General features: G+C 45.2%; 14 protein-coding genes. 7 read left to right on the plus strand and 7 right to left on the minus strand.

From position 1 onward, the window contains the following. Positions 1–66: 66 nt before the first annotated feature. Positions 67–357 (minus strand): co-chaperone GroES, encoded by a 291-nt coding sequence (locus W234_RS0101535; RefSeq protein ID WP_025644085.1) that lies wholly within the window; start codon positions 355–357, stop codon positions 67–69. A 702-nt stretch (positions 358–1,059) separates the two neighbouring features. Between W234_RS0101535 and W234_RS0101540 the strand changes: the two genes are divergently transcribed. Then, positions 1,060–1,809: a DUF3108 domain-containing protein gene (locus W234_RS0101540; protein WP_156923937.1), complete on the plus strand. Its 750-nt coding sequence runs from the start codon at positions 1,060–1,062 to the stop codon at positions 1,807–1,809. A gap of 162 nt (positions 1,810–1,971) precedes the next feature. Here the strand turns inward: W234_RS0101540 and W234_RS0101545 are convergent, their stop codons facing one another. Both W234_RS0101545 and wrbA read right to left on the minus strand, forming a co-directional pair. Further along, positions 1,972–2,352, minus strand: a complete 381-nt coding sequence (locus W234_RS0101545; protein WP_299069150.1) for a hypothetical protein — start codon at positions 2,350–2,352, stop codon at positions 1,972–1,974. Between the two features lie 160 nt (positions 2,353–2,512). Next, positions 2,513–3,130 (minus strand): NAD(P)H:quinone oxidoreductase, encoded by a 618-nt coding sequence (gene wrbA, locus W234_RS0101550; protein ID WP_084212595.1) that lies wholly within the window; start codon positions 3,128–3,130, stop codon positions 2,513–2,515. 184 nt (positions 3,131–3,314) lie between these two features. Between wrbA and W234_RS0101555 the strand changes: the two genes are divergently transcribed. The 3 genes from W234_RS0101555 (at position 3,315) to W234_RS0101565 (ending at position 7,930) form a co-directional block, all read left to right on the plus strand. Continuing rightward, positions 3,315–4,820 carry a YihY/virulence factor BrkB family protein gene (locus W234_RS0101555; protein WP_025644093.1) on the plus strand — a complete coding sequence of 502 codons (1,506 nt, stop codon included), beginning with the start codon at positions 3,315–3,317 and terminating at the stop codon, positions 4,818–4,820. Positions 4,821–4,947: 127 nt separating this feature from the next. Continuing rightward, positions 4,948–6,570, plus strand: coding sequence for a DUF2254 domain-containing protein (locus tag W234_RS0101560; RefSeq protein ID WP_025644095.1), 1,623 nt, complete (start codon positions 4,948–4,950; stop codon positions 6,568–6,570). An 82-nt stretch (positions 6,571–6,652) separates the two neighbouring features. Beyond that, the gene (locus W234_RS0101565) at positions 6,653–7,930 is read left to right on the plus strand and encodes a cation:proton antiporter (protein WP_025644097.1); all 1,278 of its coding nucleotides are present in this window, start codon (positions 6,653–6,655) and stop codon (positions 7,928–7,930) included. 129 nt (positions 7,931–8,059) lie between these two features. Here the strand turns inward: W234_RS0101565 and W234_RS0101570 are convergent, their stop codons facing one another. The 3 genes from W234_RS0101570 to W234_RS0101580 all read right to left on the minus strand — a co-directional run bounded on the left by W234_RS0101570 (position 8,060) and on the right by W234_RS0101580 (position 10,915). Beyond that, positions 8,060–8,545, minus strand: coding sequence for a DUF2127 domain-containing protein (locus tag W234_RS0101570; RefSeq protein ID WP_025644099.1), 486 nt, complete (start codon positions 8,543–8,545; stop codon positions 8,060–8,062). Continuing rightward, complete coding sequence (locus W234_RS0101575) at positions 8,538–9,719, minus strand: dihydroorotase (RefSeq protein ID WP_025644102.1); 1,182 nt, start codon at positions 9,717–9,719, stop codon at positions 8,538–8,540. Before W234_RS0101575 ends, W234_RS0101570 begins: the two co-directional genes overlap by 8 nt. A gap of 122 nt (positions 9,720–9,841) precedes the next feature. Beyond that, on the minus strand, positions 9,842–10,915 hold the full coding sequence (locus tag W234_RS0101580; RefSeq protein WP_025644104.1) for an aspartate carbamoyltransferase catalytic subunit: 1,074 nt from the start codon (positions 10,913–10,915) through the stop codon (positions 9,842–9,844). 434 nt (positions 10,916–11,349) lie between these two features. Between W234_RS0101580 and W234_RS0101585 the strand changes: the two genes are divergently transcribed. Both W234_RS0101585 and W234_RS0101590 read left to right on the plus strand, forming a co-directional pair. After that, positions 11,350–12,333: a class 1 fructose-bisphosphatase gene (locus W234_RS0101585; RefSeq protein ID WP_025644106.1), complete on the plus strand. Its 984-nt coding sequence runs from the start codon at positions 11,350–11,352 to the stop codon at positions 12,331–12,333. A 128-nt stretch (positions 12,334–12,461) separates the two neighbouring features. Beyond that, complete coding sequence (locus W234_RS0101590; protein WP_037058632.1) at positions 12,462–13,256, plus strand: TrmH family RNA methyltransferase; 795 nt, start codon at positions 12,462–12,464, stop codon at positions 13,254–13,256. A gap of 32 nt (positions 13,257–13,288) precedes the next feature. Here the strand turns inward: W234_RS0101590 and W234_RS0101595 are convergent, their stop codons facing one another. Beyond that, positions 13,289–13,969 (minus strand): 2OG-Fe(II) oxygenase, encoded by a 681-nt coding sequence (locus tag W234_RS0101595; RefSeq protein ID WP_025644110.1) that lies wholly within the window; start codon positions 13,967–13,969, stop codon positions 13,289–13,291. A gap of 184 nt (positions 13,970–14,153) precedes the next feature. Here W234_RS0101595 and W234_RS0101600 point away from each other — a divergent pair. Continuing rightward, the coding region (locus W234_RS0101600; RefSeq protein WP_025644112.1) for an IS30 family transposase at positions 14,154–15,016 on the plus strand (863 nt) is incomplete at its 3' end.

Genomic DNA, 15,016 nt, shown 5'->3' on the forward strand with positions numbered 1-15,016 from the left:
CAATATTATTTTTGTTAATGTTTAAAAAGGTTTTATATAAGTAAATCGGGTATAAGAGGTTTAAAATTAACCTTCTAGTACACCCAATACATCAGACTCTTTCATAATCAGTAGCTCTTCGCCGTCAACTTTTACCGTTTGACCAGCATATTGACCGAACAAAACTTTATCGCCGACTTTAACATCTAAAGTGCGGACTTCACCGTTGTCACGAACCTGACCGTTACCCGTCGCTAGGATCTCACCCTGTGATGGTTTTTCTTGCGCTGAACCTGGTAATAAAATGCCACCAGCCGTTTTGGTTTCTTCTTCTATGCGGCGTACGACAATACGATCATGTAAAGGACGAATATTCATCGTTAGGACTCCAAAAGTTGTTTGAATAAAAGGTTCCATGTCAGTCCAATAATAGCAGCGCCGTCCAGCTTTTGTTTTTGACTACGCTATGGGCGCACTATTATAGACTCGCTTCAATAATAAGCTTCGAGCTTGTTTCAAAAAGTGGGGGCATAGGCATATCGCTTCAAGGGCGTGGGCCAAAAATTTACAAGAATAATGCAGATAAAAAAGGGTTTATCCCAAGTTAACAGCAAGCTTGCTGACAGGATGTTACTAAGCCTAAATGCTGTCCTGTTTTGGGTAACATCAACTACAAGAGCTAGACGTCTACCCAAAGGGCAAACCTTGAAAATGTAACAAGGTATGACCATTATAGTAGCTGACAATCTAGTGCTATAGTCAATTCGAAATAAAATCGATACATTAATATTGCCGTGCTACTGGTACAAATTTTCCTTGCTTGCTGTGTGCTTTGCACTTTTCGATGCTGCGCAAAATTCATCCCAGTAGCACTGTATCGGTTTTAAAGTGGATCAGCTATAACAAAGAAACACTAATAGCTACTGAGCGGCCACCATCGAATCATTAAAAGTCGAAACATGAAAAGTTGAATCGTTAAAAACGAATCATTAAAAGTTAAACCACTAGAACTCGAACAATCGAAAGTTAAATTATAAAAATCTTGCCACTCATTAGCGGTATAATTATTAAGGAATATCTATGACTGTATTATCTTCTTTAACTGCCATTAATACGCAACAACGCAACAACAAACGTACTACGCTCATAACAGGCGCTAGTATCGCTGCTATCGGAGCTTTATCTATGACCGTCCCTACTCTGGCTAGCGCCAAAACCGTTCAGCCTTCGACCGCTGATTATAGTTTTACCGTTGAAAATAAATACAAAGGTAACGCGACTCGTACCCTCAAAAAATCAGGCAATACTTGGAACTATAATGTGAAAGCTCGCGTAGCCGGTGTTGCAAGTGCGTCGCAAAGTAGTACCTTTACTATTATGGGCAACAATGTCACACCTTCTAAGGCGAGCACCACTTATAAGCTCTTAGGTATTGGACGTACGCATAATCTAAGTTTTGATTCGGCAGGTAAAAAGGTCACGAGTAGCTATAAAGGCAAAACCACAACGTCAAATATGGCGCAGCAAGCGTTTGATGATTTGAGTTTAGAAGTGCAAATTCGTCAAGACTTGTTAAATGGCAAATTCTCGGGCAACTACTACATGGCCAAAAAAGACAAAGTAGAAAAAACGCCGTTTAAAAAGGTAGGCAATACAAAAGTCACTGTACCAGCGGGTACGTTTGATACGGTACGAGTGGATCGTATCCATGATGATAGCGATCGCTCAACCAGCTTTTGGCTTGCACCAAGCCTAGATTATCTGCCTGTAAAAGTCAGTCAGATTAACGATGGTAAAAAGATGGACTTAGAGTTAAAAAAAGTGCGTTAAATGGTAATGCATTTAAGCTTTAAGCTTTAAGCTCTAAGCTCTAAGCTCTAAGCTGCAAAACTAACAGCTCCAAAGCTAAAAAGTACAAAACAAGAAGGTACAAAACGAAAAGCGGCGCTCTATAAATAGTAGAGCGCCGCTTTTTTATGTCAAAACATGCCGCTATTTTTGTACTTTATTCATCGAAGGTAAGCGCTTGAGCAGGATAAACAACCAAACATTGATTGCAAATAATAAAGCAAAATCAAGCCCATAAACCAAAATCTCTGTCCAACTGGTCCCATAAAAGCGCGTGAATAATACGACGCCGCTAGCGCCTAGATACACTAAGGTCAACATGCTGCTGACCAATAACATATAAGGAGAGCGCCCGCGTAATATGACAGGGGTGATAATAAAGGCCGGTATTAGCCATAAGCCATACCAAGCGATGCCGCCAATAATATCGGGATTGCTCGGATTAAACAGACTAATAAATATCGGCAGCACTAATAGCCGATACACTAGCCACACTAGCCAAGTTAGCAGCAAGCGCTGCTGCATAGGCGCAATAGGCTTTTTTGGCTTGACGGATTTAGCGGGTTTAGGGCCGGATGTTTGCTTAGAAGGCGTAGAAGTTGTGGACATTAGCGGCGGTAGTTTCCTAATTTATAGCACGTTTTTCGTTTAGCTTTTTGTCTGTGAGCTCATAAGCTCTCAGCCTCTAACGCTTCCAGTTTGCTTGCGACAGCGCTTGGGCAGTAATGGCTAGCCTGTGACCTTGAGCAATGGCCAGTTCGCGCTCATCATCGGTTATAGGCTGATCATGGGCGGCGCCGCTGACATGGCTTGCACCATAAGGCGTGCCACCGCGCTGGGTGCGATTGAGCGCCGCCTCACCATAAGGCAAGCCTACGATCATCATGCCATGATGCATAAGTGGCAACATCATCGTCAGTAGTGTCGTCTCTTGACCACCATGCATAGAACCGGTTGCGGTAAATACGGATGCAGGTTTGTTTTGTAGATTACCTGCCAGCCATAAGGTCACTGTATTATCCCAGAAGTATTTCATGGGGGCAGCCATATTACCAAAATGCGTCGGACTGCCTAAGGCCAATCCAGCGCAGTTCTTGAGATCGTCCATAGTACAATACAGGTCGCCCTCATCTGGTATTGCCGCTTTGCTTGCAGTCGTTTCAGCTGCCACCGTCGGCACCGTACGAATACGCGCGGTCATCCCGGCATCTTCTATCCCCTGAGCAATGGCATAAGCTAAAACGTTCGTGGTGCCATGACTTGAGTAATATAGCACTAATACATAGGGATCAATCTGACTCATTGGCAAAGCTTCCTTTTGGCTGATACTTGTCGAAACGATGGAATTACAGGCTACATTATGCCCGAGTCGTTGACTGACATGCAAACCGGCGAGTATTGCCTAGCATTTTGACACAAATAAGTGGCAACTGACGCTAGGACATTTTGTTACACTATTCTCACCTCTATCTTTCTACATGGTCAGTATGGAAAAATTAACTCAAAAACTCCCTTTTTTGCAGCAGCGTTGGTTTAAGTTTACGCAGTTTTTGGTTCGTCACTTCTTCGAAGATAACTGCCAGCAAAAAGCGGCCTCTTTGACCTACACAACCATGTTATCGATTGTGCCTATCGTCACGGTATTGCTGATGATTTTGTCTTCAGTGCCGGCGCTAGCTGCTGCCCGCGCGCAGATATACGAGTTGATATATAGTAATTTGCTGCCGCAATCGAGCCTACAAGTCAGTGAATACATCAATAATTTTGCCGAAAAGTCGACTAACTTGACCGCTATTGGTGTCGCGATTTTATTTGTCACTACTATCATGACTTTGACCACTATTGAACGCGCTTTTAATCAGATTTGGCGCGTCGATGAACGCTCAGGCGGTCTCAAAAGTCTGCTGCGCTATTGGACAATTATCACTTTAGGACCCTTAGTGTTAGGGACGGCTTTTATCGTCTCAAGCACGGTGCAAAGCTTGAGCTTTCTAAATCGTCAAATAGCTGGGTATGGTATCGATTGGTCGTTTTGGGTGCAGATGGTGTCGATCGGCATTACCGTTGCAGGCTTCATTGGTATGTATTGGTTTATTCCCAAAGCGCGCGTACCAGCGAAAAGCGCTATTATCGCGGGCGTTATCGTCGCGGTGGTGTTTGAGCTACTCAAGCATGTGTTTGGTACGGTGATGACCAACTTCACCAGCTATGAGGCGATTTATGGTGCTTTTGCCGCGGTTCCTATTTTTCTGTTATGGATTTATTTGTCTTGGAATCTGATATTACTAGGGGTTGAAATCAGCTATACCTTGACTATTTTTGAGACCGAAGAGGTCTATCCGCGTCATCCGTTACTGAGCTTGCTTGATATGCTCAACTTAGTTTATAGCCGTTATCTTAAAGGCGAGGTGGTCAGTGAAGTAGAGCTGCGTAACGTCTTGGGCCGCAAAGAGCTGCCTAAATGGTATCTTTATATTAATTACCTAAAAGACAGCAATCTGATCACTATGACTGATGACGACGATTATGTGCTCAAAAAAGATTTGAGCCGAATGACGCTATGGGATTTTTATCGGACGCTGCCCTATCCGCTACCGATTAAAGACGAGCTTGATGAGATGACGCTAGAGGATCAAGAGCCATGGCTGAGCTTACTAGTTGATCGGTTTGAGGATACAGAGGCTTTTGCTAAGCAGCAATTAAACCTGCCACTAGCTGCTATATTTGCGCATAGTCATCCGCGCAAAAAACATCCAGTAAAGGCCGGTAAGTCTGAGCCCTTCAAAGATAAGCGGACGCCGCCTTTTGAACCTGAAGCTTATGATAAAGACAGTGATGTCTCTCAAAATGATGATGATCTACAAGCCATTATCCCTAAGGGAGAGGTAAAACCCGCCAATACCGCTCGCCACAAAACTAGACGTAAAACCTTGCAGCGACGTCCGGCTACTAATGAGGGTAATATCATCACTGAAGCCGATAAGCCGAACTAGAATGATGAATACCTTTATAAGCATTGCTTTAAGGTCACCTTGATTAAAAGCCATATTAATTAAAGGTTATCTTGATTAAATAACCGTTAATAACGACTGAATAATAAACAATAGGGAGTCTGCGGCAGTGAGTGACCATACCAATAATAAGCACAAAAACTTACTGCATCGGTTTATCACCGTAAGCTTACATAGCGTTAAGCACTTCACGAGTCTTTTATCAAAGCAGAACCTAACGAGCCTGCCAGATCGTCTAAAAAACATTTGGGAGCGGCTGATAGGCTCTTATTGGTTTATCCCGACCTCCTTTGTACTCCTAGGCATTCTATTAGCGCCCCTACTCATCTCTATCGATCAGCGTTTAGATCGTGAGACGGTTCGAGACATCAGCTTCGCGTTTACCGGTGATGATGATGCCGCGCGCGCTATTATGACATCGATTGCAGGCGCTGTACTTGGCGTGGCGGGTACTACCTTTTCTATCACCATCGCTGTACTCTCCATGGCGTCCTCACAGTTTGGCCCTAGACTATTGCGGAACTTTTTGACTGACACTTCTAATCAGTTAGTGCTCGGGGCTTTTATCGGCACTTTTAGTTATAGCCTTTTGGTCTTAAAGTCGATTCATAAGTTTGACGTGAGCTTCGGGGTTCCGCAGCTGGCAGTGACTTTTGCCATTGTTATGGCCATTATTTGCGCTTTATTATTGGTGTACTTTATTCAGCATATGGTCCATGCGATTCAAGCTTCGCATGTGATACAAGACGCTAGTGATGATGCTATTGCTAATATTGATTATTGGTATAGCGAGACCTGCGACATCGAGCATCAGCGCGATGCCGCAGATAAGGATATCGATGATTATTTGTCTTGGGCAGCTGCGCCCATCTATGCTCCAACCTCAGGCTATCTGCAGCAGATATATATTGACTCCTTAATTATTTTAGCGAAGGACTACGGCGGGATAATCCGATTACAGACGAACCTTGGCAGCTTTGTCACCGATAAGAATATTATGGGCTATTTTTATCAGCGCCCTGCTAGAGATGATAGCTACTTACAAAAGACCAAAACCTCAAACTTAGCCATTATGCCGCGCGCTCCTGACGCACTGTTTTGGCAGCGTTTTGCGACTGGTATTGAGTTAGAACAGCGCCCATCACATACTAACGATATCGGCTACAGTCTAGGACAGATCACTGAGATTGCCATACGTGCCTTATCTCCTGGTATCAATGACCCCAAAACAGCAGTGAACTGCATTCAATCCTTGTCCTCTTGCTTGAGTCTTATGATGCGCCGTCAGCCACCAAGCCCCTATCATTTCTATCATCCGGCGCGTAATAAAGATATCAATGAGGTTACGGTGAGTCAGTCGCGGGCGTCTACCTTGGCAGTGGTGACTAAAACGCCAAAGATATCTGACTTTATTGACACCTCATTGGGTGAGATACGCCGTTATGCGACTGCTGATCTGATGGTGCTCAAAGCGCTTTGCCAAGCGCTAACCGATCTTAACTATGCTCGAGTCAATAGCGCGCAGCGCCAGTCCTTGCTGCATGAGCTAAAACTCATTGAAGCGGCCGGTCAACAAAACTTGGCTTATGATGAGCTGACAACAGATTTGCTCGATATGTGCTGGCAAGTGCGGCAGTTTATCCAAAGTGAAGATGCGCAGCATCAGTATTTTACTTATACCAGCACCTTTGACAGACATATTAGCAAAGCATTAGAGAGCCAGTCGAGATAACTTAATGCCGCTTTAGCGCGGTAAAACACATCGCGGCTTTTATTTTAATTAGTTTACTTTAATACCTATCTGAGACAATTTTATGGCATCTACCTCCGGCCTAAGCATCCTTGAGATCAGCGCTATCTTCTTATCGATAACTGCGCTTTTAAGCTACGTTAACCACCGCTTCATTGGTTTACCCACCACTATCGGGGTGATGGTGATATCCATTTTGCTGTCAATCTTTGCGATATTTTTGGGGTTTTTGGGTTTCGATCAGCTGATCGATTATGAGATCAGTTTATTAGAGCAGCTTGATTTCACCGAAGTCTTGCTCGACGGCATGCTCTCTATGCTGCTATTTGCTGGCGCTTTGCATGTCAATATTAGTGACTTGCGCCGCTATAAGCTGCCTATTGGTATATTGGCTTGTATCGGTACTATTGTCTCAGCACTTCTTATTGCGACAGCGATTTATTTGATGCTGCCGCTACTAGGTTTTAGCTTGCCTTTTATTTGGTGCTTATTGTTTGGCGCTTTAATCTCACCAACCGACCCTATCGCTGTGATGGGTATTTTGGCCTCTGCTGGCGCGCCCAAAAGCTTAGAGACCGTTATTGCTGGCGAGTCATTATTCAATGACGGTATCGGCGTCGTTATCTTTGTCATTTTGCTTGGAATTCTGACCAGTGGTGATATTCCAACGGCTAATTATGTGGCGCACACCCTAGCGGTTGAAGCTGGCGGCGGTATCGTTTTTGGCTTAGTGTTAGGCGCGATTTTGTATTACTTAATCAAGAGCATCGATAGCTATCAAGAAGAGGTGCTCTTGACTTTAGCTGGTGTCATCGGTGGTTATGCGCTCGCCAGCTATTGGCACCTGTCAGGGCCACTCGCGATGGTGATGATGGGTCTGATGTTAGGCAATCGCGGTCGTGCATTAGCGATGAGTGATCAGACTCGTCATTATGTTGACTTGTTTTGGGAGCTGATTGATGAGATTTTGAACGCTATTTTATTTGTTTTAATCGGCCTTGAGATCGTAATGATTGCTTATTCTAGTAATCTGTTTATCGCTGGCGGCTTGACCATTATCATTGCGCTACTAGCGCGCTTTATTGTCGTGGGTATGACCACAAAGACCTTTAGTCGACAGCTGGACTTGCCAGGTGGCGCTTGGAAAGTGTTGACTTGGGGTGGTTTGCGCGGTGGTATATCCGTCGCCTTAGTATTGCAGCTCCCCATAGGCGCTGAGCGTGACATTTTATTAGCCCTAACCTATGCGGTGGTTATATTTTCAATTTTAGTACAAGGCTTGAGTGTCGGCAGGGTCGCAAAAAGTATTGGGCATGATAAGCCTTCAAAAGTTGGCTTATAAGCTTGAACTGTCTAGCAGTTAAATCGATATAAAGTAAAATTAGATAAAAAAAGCAGCTATTACTCTAATTCTTAGTCATAGCTGCTCCGTTTATGAATACAGAATACATCTCAAGGACTAGCAGCACTTTTATATTAAACCTTTACGCTTCATATTACGATAAACCACTATGACAATGATAATGTTTAATACGAGGATAAATAACTTAAACCAGTCAAAAGGGCTAGTGATGAGATAGTACACTTCAACTGGGATAAATATACCGTAACCAAGCACGCTAAACCAATAAGCCCAGGTCTTATCCTGCCACAAGCCATACGCCTCAATAAAACGAATACTCGCGTAAGCACATATAAACAGCAAAAATAATGGCCAATTTTGACTGGCGCGCTGCGCAATCGCAACGACACTCTCAACCTGCGGCGCTAATAGCTGCCCAAAGTACTGCTGCCAAGAGTGCGTTGCAGTCGCTAACCAATCTTCAAGATCGCTATGCCATAGCCATAATGCTCCGGCACCTAGTAGCGCGCCCACGCCTTTAACAATCTCATAAATGGCGACCGCTTTTATCGATTCGCTAGCCGCGCTGGTCTTTTGCCTAGCTATGTTAGACAAAGAAAGTCTCCACAACTCGGCCTTGCAGCTGCTGCGCAAAGAACGGAGTGTTTTTACCATTAGACAGCATCGTCTCGCTTGTCACTTGCCACTCTACATTCGGATCGACTAAAACTGCGCCGCCAGTGTTTTCATACTGCGCGCTGATACCAGCAATTTTGGCAGGATTAAGGCATATCTTATCGACCAGTTGCTCTAGAGTTAAGATCTCATCGCGTACCAGCTGGCAAGCAAGCGCCATAAAAGTATCAAAGTTAGAAATACCTGGGGTGCTCTCAGCAAAAGGCGCTTTTTTGGCAGTTGCATTAAGAGGTTCGTGATGGCTGCAAATCGCATCTATAGTGCCATCTTGTAGACCACGGCGCAGCGCTTGCTGATCGGTGTTACTACGGAGCGGCGGCAACACGTAAGCTTGAGCATTAAATCCTTCCAAGTTATCGTCAGTGAGATACAGTTGATGCATAGCTACATCGCACGTCACCGGCAGACCTTTATCTTTTGCCCAGCGCATCAGCTCCACTGAAGACTTGCAAGACAATTGGCTAAAGTGCGCAGCGATACCCGTCTCCTCCACCATCAATAACTGCTTCGATAGGGCGACGGTTTCAGCGATCCACGGAATACCTTGCAGACCATGATAAGACGCAATGTAGCCTTCATGTGCGACCCCTTCACCGGACAGACTCGGCTCATCAGGATAAAAAAACACTTTTAGACCAAAAGTGGCGGCATACTCCAAGGTGCGCAATAGCACTAAATCATTAGCGAAAGGCTGGCGGGCATTAGAGACAGCGATACAGCCGCCTTTTTTTAGACCGGCAATGTTAGAAGGATTATCGCCTCTTAAGCCTTCGGTCAAAGCGCCAAGGATATGCAAATAAATACCGCCATCTTCAAGTGCGCGCTCACGCAGACCCTTAAGCAGTGAGCCATTTTCTAAGATAGGGTTGGTATCCGGCGGAATCACCACATGCAAAAAGCCATTACCGCGAGCAGCACGACCCTCTGAGATTAGCGTGCCATGCTGCTGTTGCCCCGGCTCGCGCAGACGCGCGCATAGATCTACTAATGGCGGTAGTACCCACATCTCGCGATCGGCTGTCAATGTTGCTAACTGAGCTGTCGCTGTGCTTGGCAGTGATTTTTTGAAAGATTCTGGGAGTAAGTCGTGCATTTGAGTGTCTGAACTTGTGAGGGTTGTCATGAGCGTTATTACCGTATCAATAAGCGGGATAAATAAGAATAAAATAGCATAGTAAGATACTAGGGCTTGACCCTATACTCTACTAAATGAGATTAGCTACGAGCTGCTTGGTGCGCGCGCTGCCCTTCCATCGCCAAAGCCAATACCGCCATACGAATAGCCACCCCATTACTGACCTGCTTTAGGATCACTGACTGGGCGCCATCTGCCACACTAGAGGCAATCTCAATACCGCGATTCATCGGCCCCGGATGCATAATGAGGGCATCAGGCTTCGCTAGCGCAACGCGCTCAGGGGTGATGCCATAATGTTTGTAGTACTCACTCGATGAGGCCAGTAGCGGCGAGCCAATCCGCTCGTTCTGTATTCTCAGCCCCATGATGACATCACAGTCGGCCACGCATTCATTCATATCCTCATAGACGTTTACGCCAAAACGTTCAATACCTTTAGGCAAAAGTGTGCGCGGCGCAATGACTCGAATGTCCTTGACCCCTAACGTTTGTAGCGCACTAATATCTGAGCGCGCAACTCGTGAGTGTTTAATGTCGCCAATAATCGCCACCGATAGCTCTTCAAATGGGCGCGGCGCTTCACGATGGATGGTGAGCATATCGAGCATACCTTGGGTCGGATGCGCGTGCCAGCCATCACCGCCATTGATAATGGCAATATCTGGGGTGACCTCTGTAGCCATAAAATGCGCTGCCCCTGAGGCCGAATGACGCACCACAAAAATATCCGCGGTCATCGCTTGCAAGTTCCATAGCGTGTCGCGTAAACTCTCCCCTTTTTTGGTACTTGAGCGCGCAATATCGATATTGAGCACATTAGCGCCCAGACGTTTTTCAGCTACCTCAAAGGTGGTGCGTGTCCGCGTTGAGGGCTCAAAGAACAAGTTCATGACCGTACAACCCTCAAGCTCAGGCCGGTTTAACAATTGACCTTTTTCATCGATAAAAGTCTCGGCCTTAGCGATGATGCGTTGAAGCTGCGCTTTATTAAGTCCTTCCACTCCTAAGAAGTGGCGAATGCTGCCATCATCATTGAGCTGCGGGCGACTCAGCGAAATATCGAGCTGCTTATGGATAGCGCGAGGATCGACCTTAGCGTAGTCTGTGGGCGAGATATTGGCGGTTGAACGGATATCATTAGAAGTTGGCATAGTCACGAATCTTTATTATTGATGTAGTAGAAAGATTTTATAAAATAAGTTTAATATAGATCTAAAGGCTCTAAGCGATAATATTGTAAGCAAACAGCAAGCCTATAATTACAGACAAAAAGACTTTGTAGTACTTATTTGCTACACTTTACGTGACTGCATTGCTGTCGTCGATAATGATAATAACAAATCAGTAGTAATGTCCGTCATAACGATAGTGTAGCTGATTTTTGTAGTCGTACAAGGGTCCCGTATTATCTATTTATCACGCTCATTTATGACGTGAAGCATTATTGCCTTTTTAATAGTTTTTGCAAGTCCAGATAGCACTCGATAAGAATAAAATAATAGTTACTTATATTGTATCTAGAGTATGTTGAACCTACGCTACCCTATACTTTTAACCTCTACCTTTACATCTCCTAGGAAACCCTATGATGACCTTAGCACAATATCTAAATCACCACTCTGCAAACCCTGCGGTCACTGAGCTTATTACGACGGTTACTGATGTGGGTAAGACGATCTCACAACTGCTTCAAAAAGGCGCGCTAGCGGACATCTTAGGAGAAGCGGGTAATCAAAACGTGCAAGGCGAAGAGCAAAAAAAGCTCGATGTGCTAGCCAACGACTTATTGCTAGAAGCTTTAGCAGACAACAAACATTGTGCTGGAGTAGCATCAGAAGAGCTCGATCACGCTACACCTGCCAATAAGGACGGTAGCCTACTTATCTTGTTTGATCCTCTGGATGGCTCATCGAACATCGATATCAATATGGCAGTGGGTACTATTTTTTCTATTTTGCCCTACCAGCGTCAAGGTCAAGTCAGCGCTGATGAAGACTTTTTGCAAGCTGGCAATCAACAACTAGCAGCAGGATATCTATTGTACGGTACCTCTACGGTTCTTGCTTTGACTATAGATGATAACGTCGCTATGTTTAGCTTAGATCCCGATAGCGGCGACTATTTGCTGATCGAAGAGCAAGTACAAATCTCAGCGGATACTAGCGAGTACGCTATCAATGCCTCGAATTATCGATATTGGAAGCCGCCTATGCAGCAGTATATCGATGAGCTAATCGCTGGCAAAACTGGCGTTCGTGGCCGCGATTTTAATACTCGCTGGGTTGCGGCCATGGTCGGCGATGTGCACCGAATCTTATGCCGCGGCGGTCTTTTTACTTATCCATTCGACACTAAAGACCCCAACAAAGCCGGTAAACTGCGCTTAATGTATGAAGCCAATCCGATGAGCTTACTTATAGAGCGTGCAGGCGGCATGGCAACCGACGCTATCACACGTATACTAGATATCGAACCCACCGATATCCATCAACGTGTACCGGTGGTGCTCGGTAGCAAAAACGAAGTCGCTTATGTCAAACAGCTCCATAGCGCTCATAATGAGTCGTAAGCTTAATTAGCTAAAGTAACGCTGATAAGGAGTTACTGAGATCAACCTTATCGGCGGCCCTTTGACTGGCTCTATTTCTATCATCCTTGCAGTTTTTATTTTCATTATCACCTTTTAAGCAGGCTGCTATGACCTCTACTCCTATTGAGCTGATTACCTCTGATAAGAATCAAACCGTAAAGCTGGCAAAAGCGCTCTTAACTCAAGCTCGCCAGCGTAAAAAGCAAGGGCAAACGGTCATAGAGGGCATTCACTTAATGGACGCAGCTCTGCGCAGTGACTACCCCTTAGTGCAAGTACTATTAGCGCAGTCGGCACATAGCCACCCTGAGGTGCAGCAGCTATTAGCGCGCCTGCCTACTTATACCAGTATTTTGACTGTCGCCGATTCGCTCTACGCCAGCTTTCGCAGCTTAGGGGCAGGCGTAGATATTATGGCGATAATCGATATACCGGCCCCAGCTCTGCCTACAATTGATCATGACTGCTTGATCTTAAATGATGTACAAGATAGTGGTAACGTAGGCACCTTACTTCGTACGGCAGCGGCGGTCGGTATCGAGACCGTGCTTTGTAGCACGAACACCGCGCAGGCATGGTCGCCCAAAACCCTACGAGCCGGCATGGGTGCTCAGTTTGCTCTGAACATCTACGAAAACTTAGCTATAACAGATATCTTGCAGCAAGTACAAACGCCGCTACTTGCGACTAGTTCTCATACAGATACCTTGATTTATGACTATGACTTACGTAGCCCTATTGCGTGGATAATGGGACACGAAGGCCAAGGGGTGAGTGATGAGCTCATGCAGTGCGCGACCCCTATTGCGCTACCGCAGCCCAATGGTCAAGAGAGCTTAAATGTGGCTATCGCAGGGTCGCTATGTCTATACGAGACGTTACGGCAAAGACAGTATAGCTAAACCTCCTTAAACTTCACGCTAGAAACTTCACGCTAGCTGACGTAAGGGTTTGCTCGTAGCCATTTAGTGGCTAAAAACTTCGTGCCTTTATTTACTGGCATGCCTGCGTGTAAGCTTAAAGGTTCGATACTGCCATCAAACTTGGTGTTAGCAAAATATAATGCCATACCCTTTTTGGGTCTGACTTCTAGATTTATCTTTGGAAAGTTAGTACCACCGCCCGCCTCGACATCCGATAGATACATCAGCAAAGTACCGACGCGTTGACCACCTTTACCGATGTTTTTTTGATAATTTGCGTTTTTAGGATCAAAAAAATCATAATGAGGACGGTACTCTTGGCCCTTACCATACTTTAAAACCTGTAACCCTTCTCCATGAACCACTGGCCAATGTAGTAATGCTGCTATCCTATTTTCTATCGTCGTTATCAAAGGCGTAGCACCGCGCTGGAAGCCGTGGCTTTTACTGGTTCTGGCATCGTGCTCTGCAAAAGTACCATCGACAGGGCTCACAACTCGAGAGTCTCGCATATTACCTTCAGCACTGCTTATCAGTTGATCACACTCTTTATGACTTAAGAAGCCCTCGATAACGGCGACAAAAGGAGGATAAAAAGTCGATGCCAGTCTCACCGTCTTATCCGGCAGCACTATCGAGTTATGGCTCATATCCATATAAGGAATATTGATCGTACCTGATTGCTGCGACATTAGCTCATAGGCTGCGCCATAAAAACCTCTCTCAAAAAGCGTATTAATGATTTTATGATAAGCGACGCCGCGATTTATATCTTAGATTAACACATGAAGTGCAATACCAAATGCAAGGTGAAAAAAAGACCTAGATGCGCTAGCATCAAAGTTTTTATCCACCGACCAAAGTGAGATTGCAACCATGAGCTATACACATCTAAGCCTAGGTGAACGATACCAGATTTATGCCCTTAAAGGGGCAAAACATAGTATTAATTTTATAGCGAGGGTGTTAAACAGAAGTCCCAGTACCATATCAAGAGAGCTTAGGCGTAATAAAAGCCTACGAGGTTACCGAGCAAAGCATGCTAATAACAAGGCTTGTGACAGACGGGCTAACAACGCCACAACTATTGTGACTGACCTCTGGGCATGGGTGACAGACAAGCTTAAAGAGAACTGGAGTCCTGAGCAAATATCTGGCGTTCATGCTGGTATCAGTCATATGAGCATTTATCGCTATATTTGGCGTGATAAGAGGCAGGGCGGTACATTGTGGCAGTGTCTCAGACGTAAAGGAAAACCATACCGGCAGCGTCTAACCGCTGAGACTCGAGGCCGTATCAATGACAGAGTCTCGATTCATGAGCGCCCTTGTATTGTTGAAGAACGCTCACGTATTGGAGATTGGGAAGCGGATACCGTTATCGGTCAGCATCACAAGCAAGCGATTGTCACGCTCGTTGAACGTAAAACGGGGCTGCTGAAGATGAAGCGTGTGGGTCATAAAACAGCACAGCAAGTATCAGAGGCAATGATAGAACTCTTAGCGCCAGTGAGGTTGCAGGTTAAGACCATTACCTCTGACAATGGTAAAGAGTTTGCTCAGCATAAGAAGGTGAAACAAAAGCTCTTTAGCCCTTTCTTCTTTGCCGATGCTTATGCGTCATGGCAGCGAGGAACCAACGAGAATACCAATGGCCTTATCAGAGAGTACTTGCCTAAGGGTTGTGACTTTAGACAAGTCTCTGATAATGAAATACAGGACATTGAGAACAAACTAAA

Source organism: Psychrobacter sp. TB15, from assembly GCF_000511655.1.
Taxonomy (GTDB): Bacteria; Pseudomonadota; Gammaproteobacteria; order Pseudomonadales; family Moraxellaceae; genus Psychrobacter; species Psychrobacter submarinus.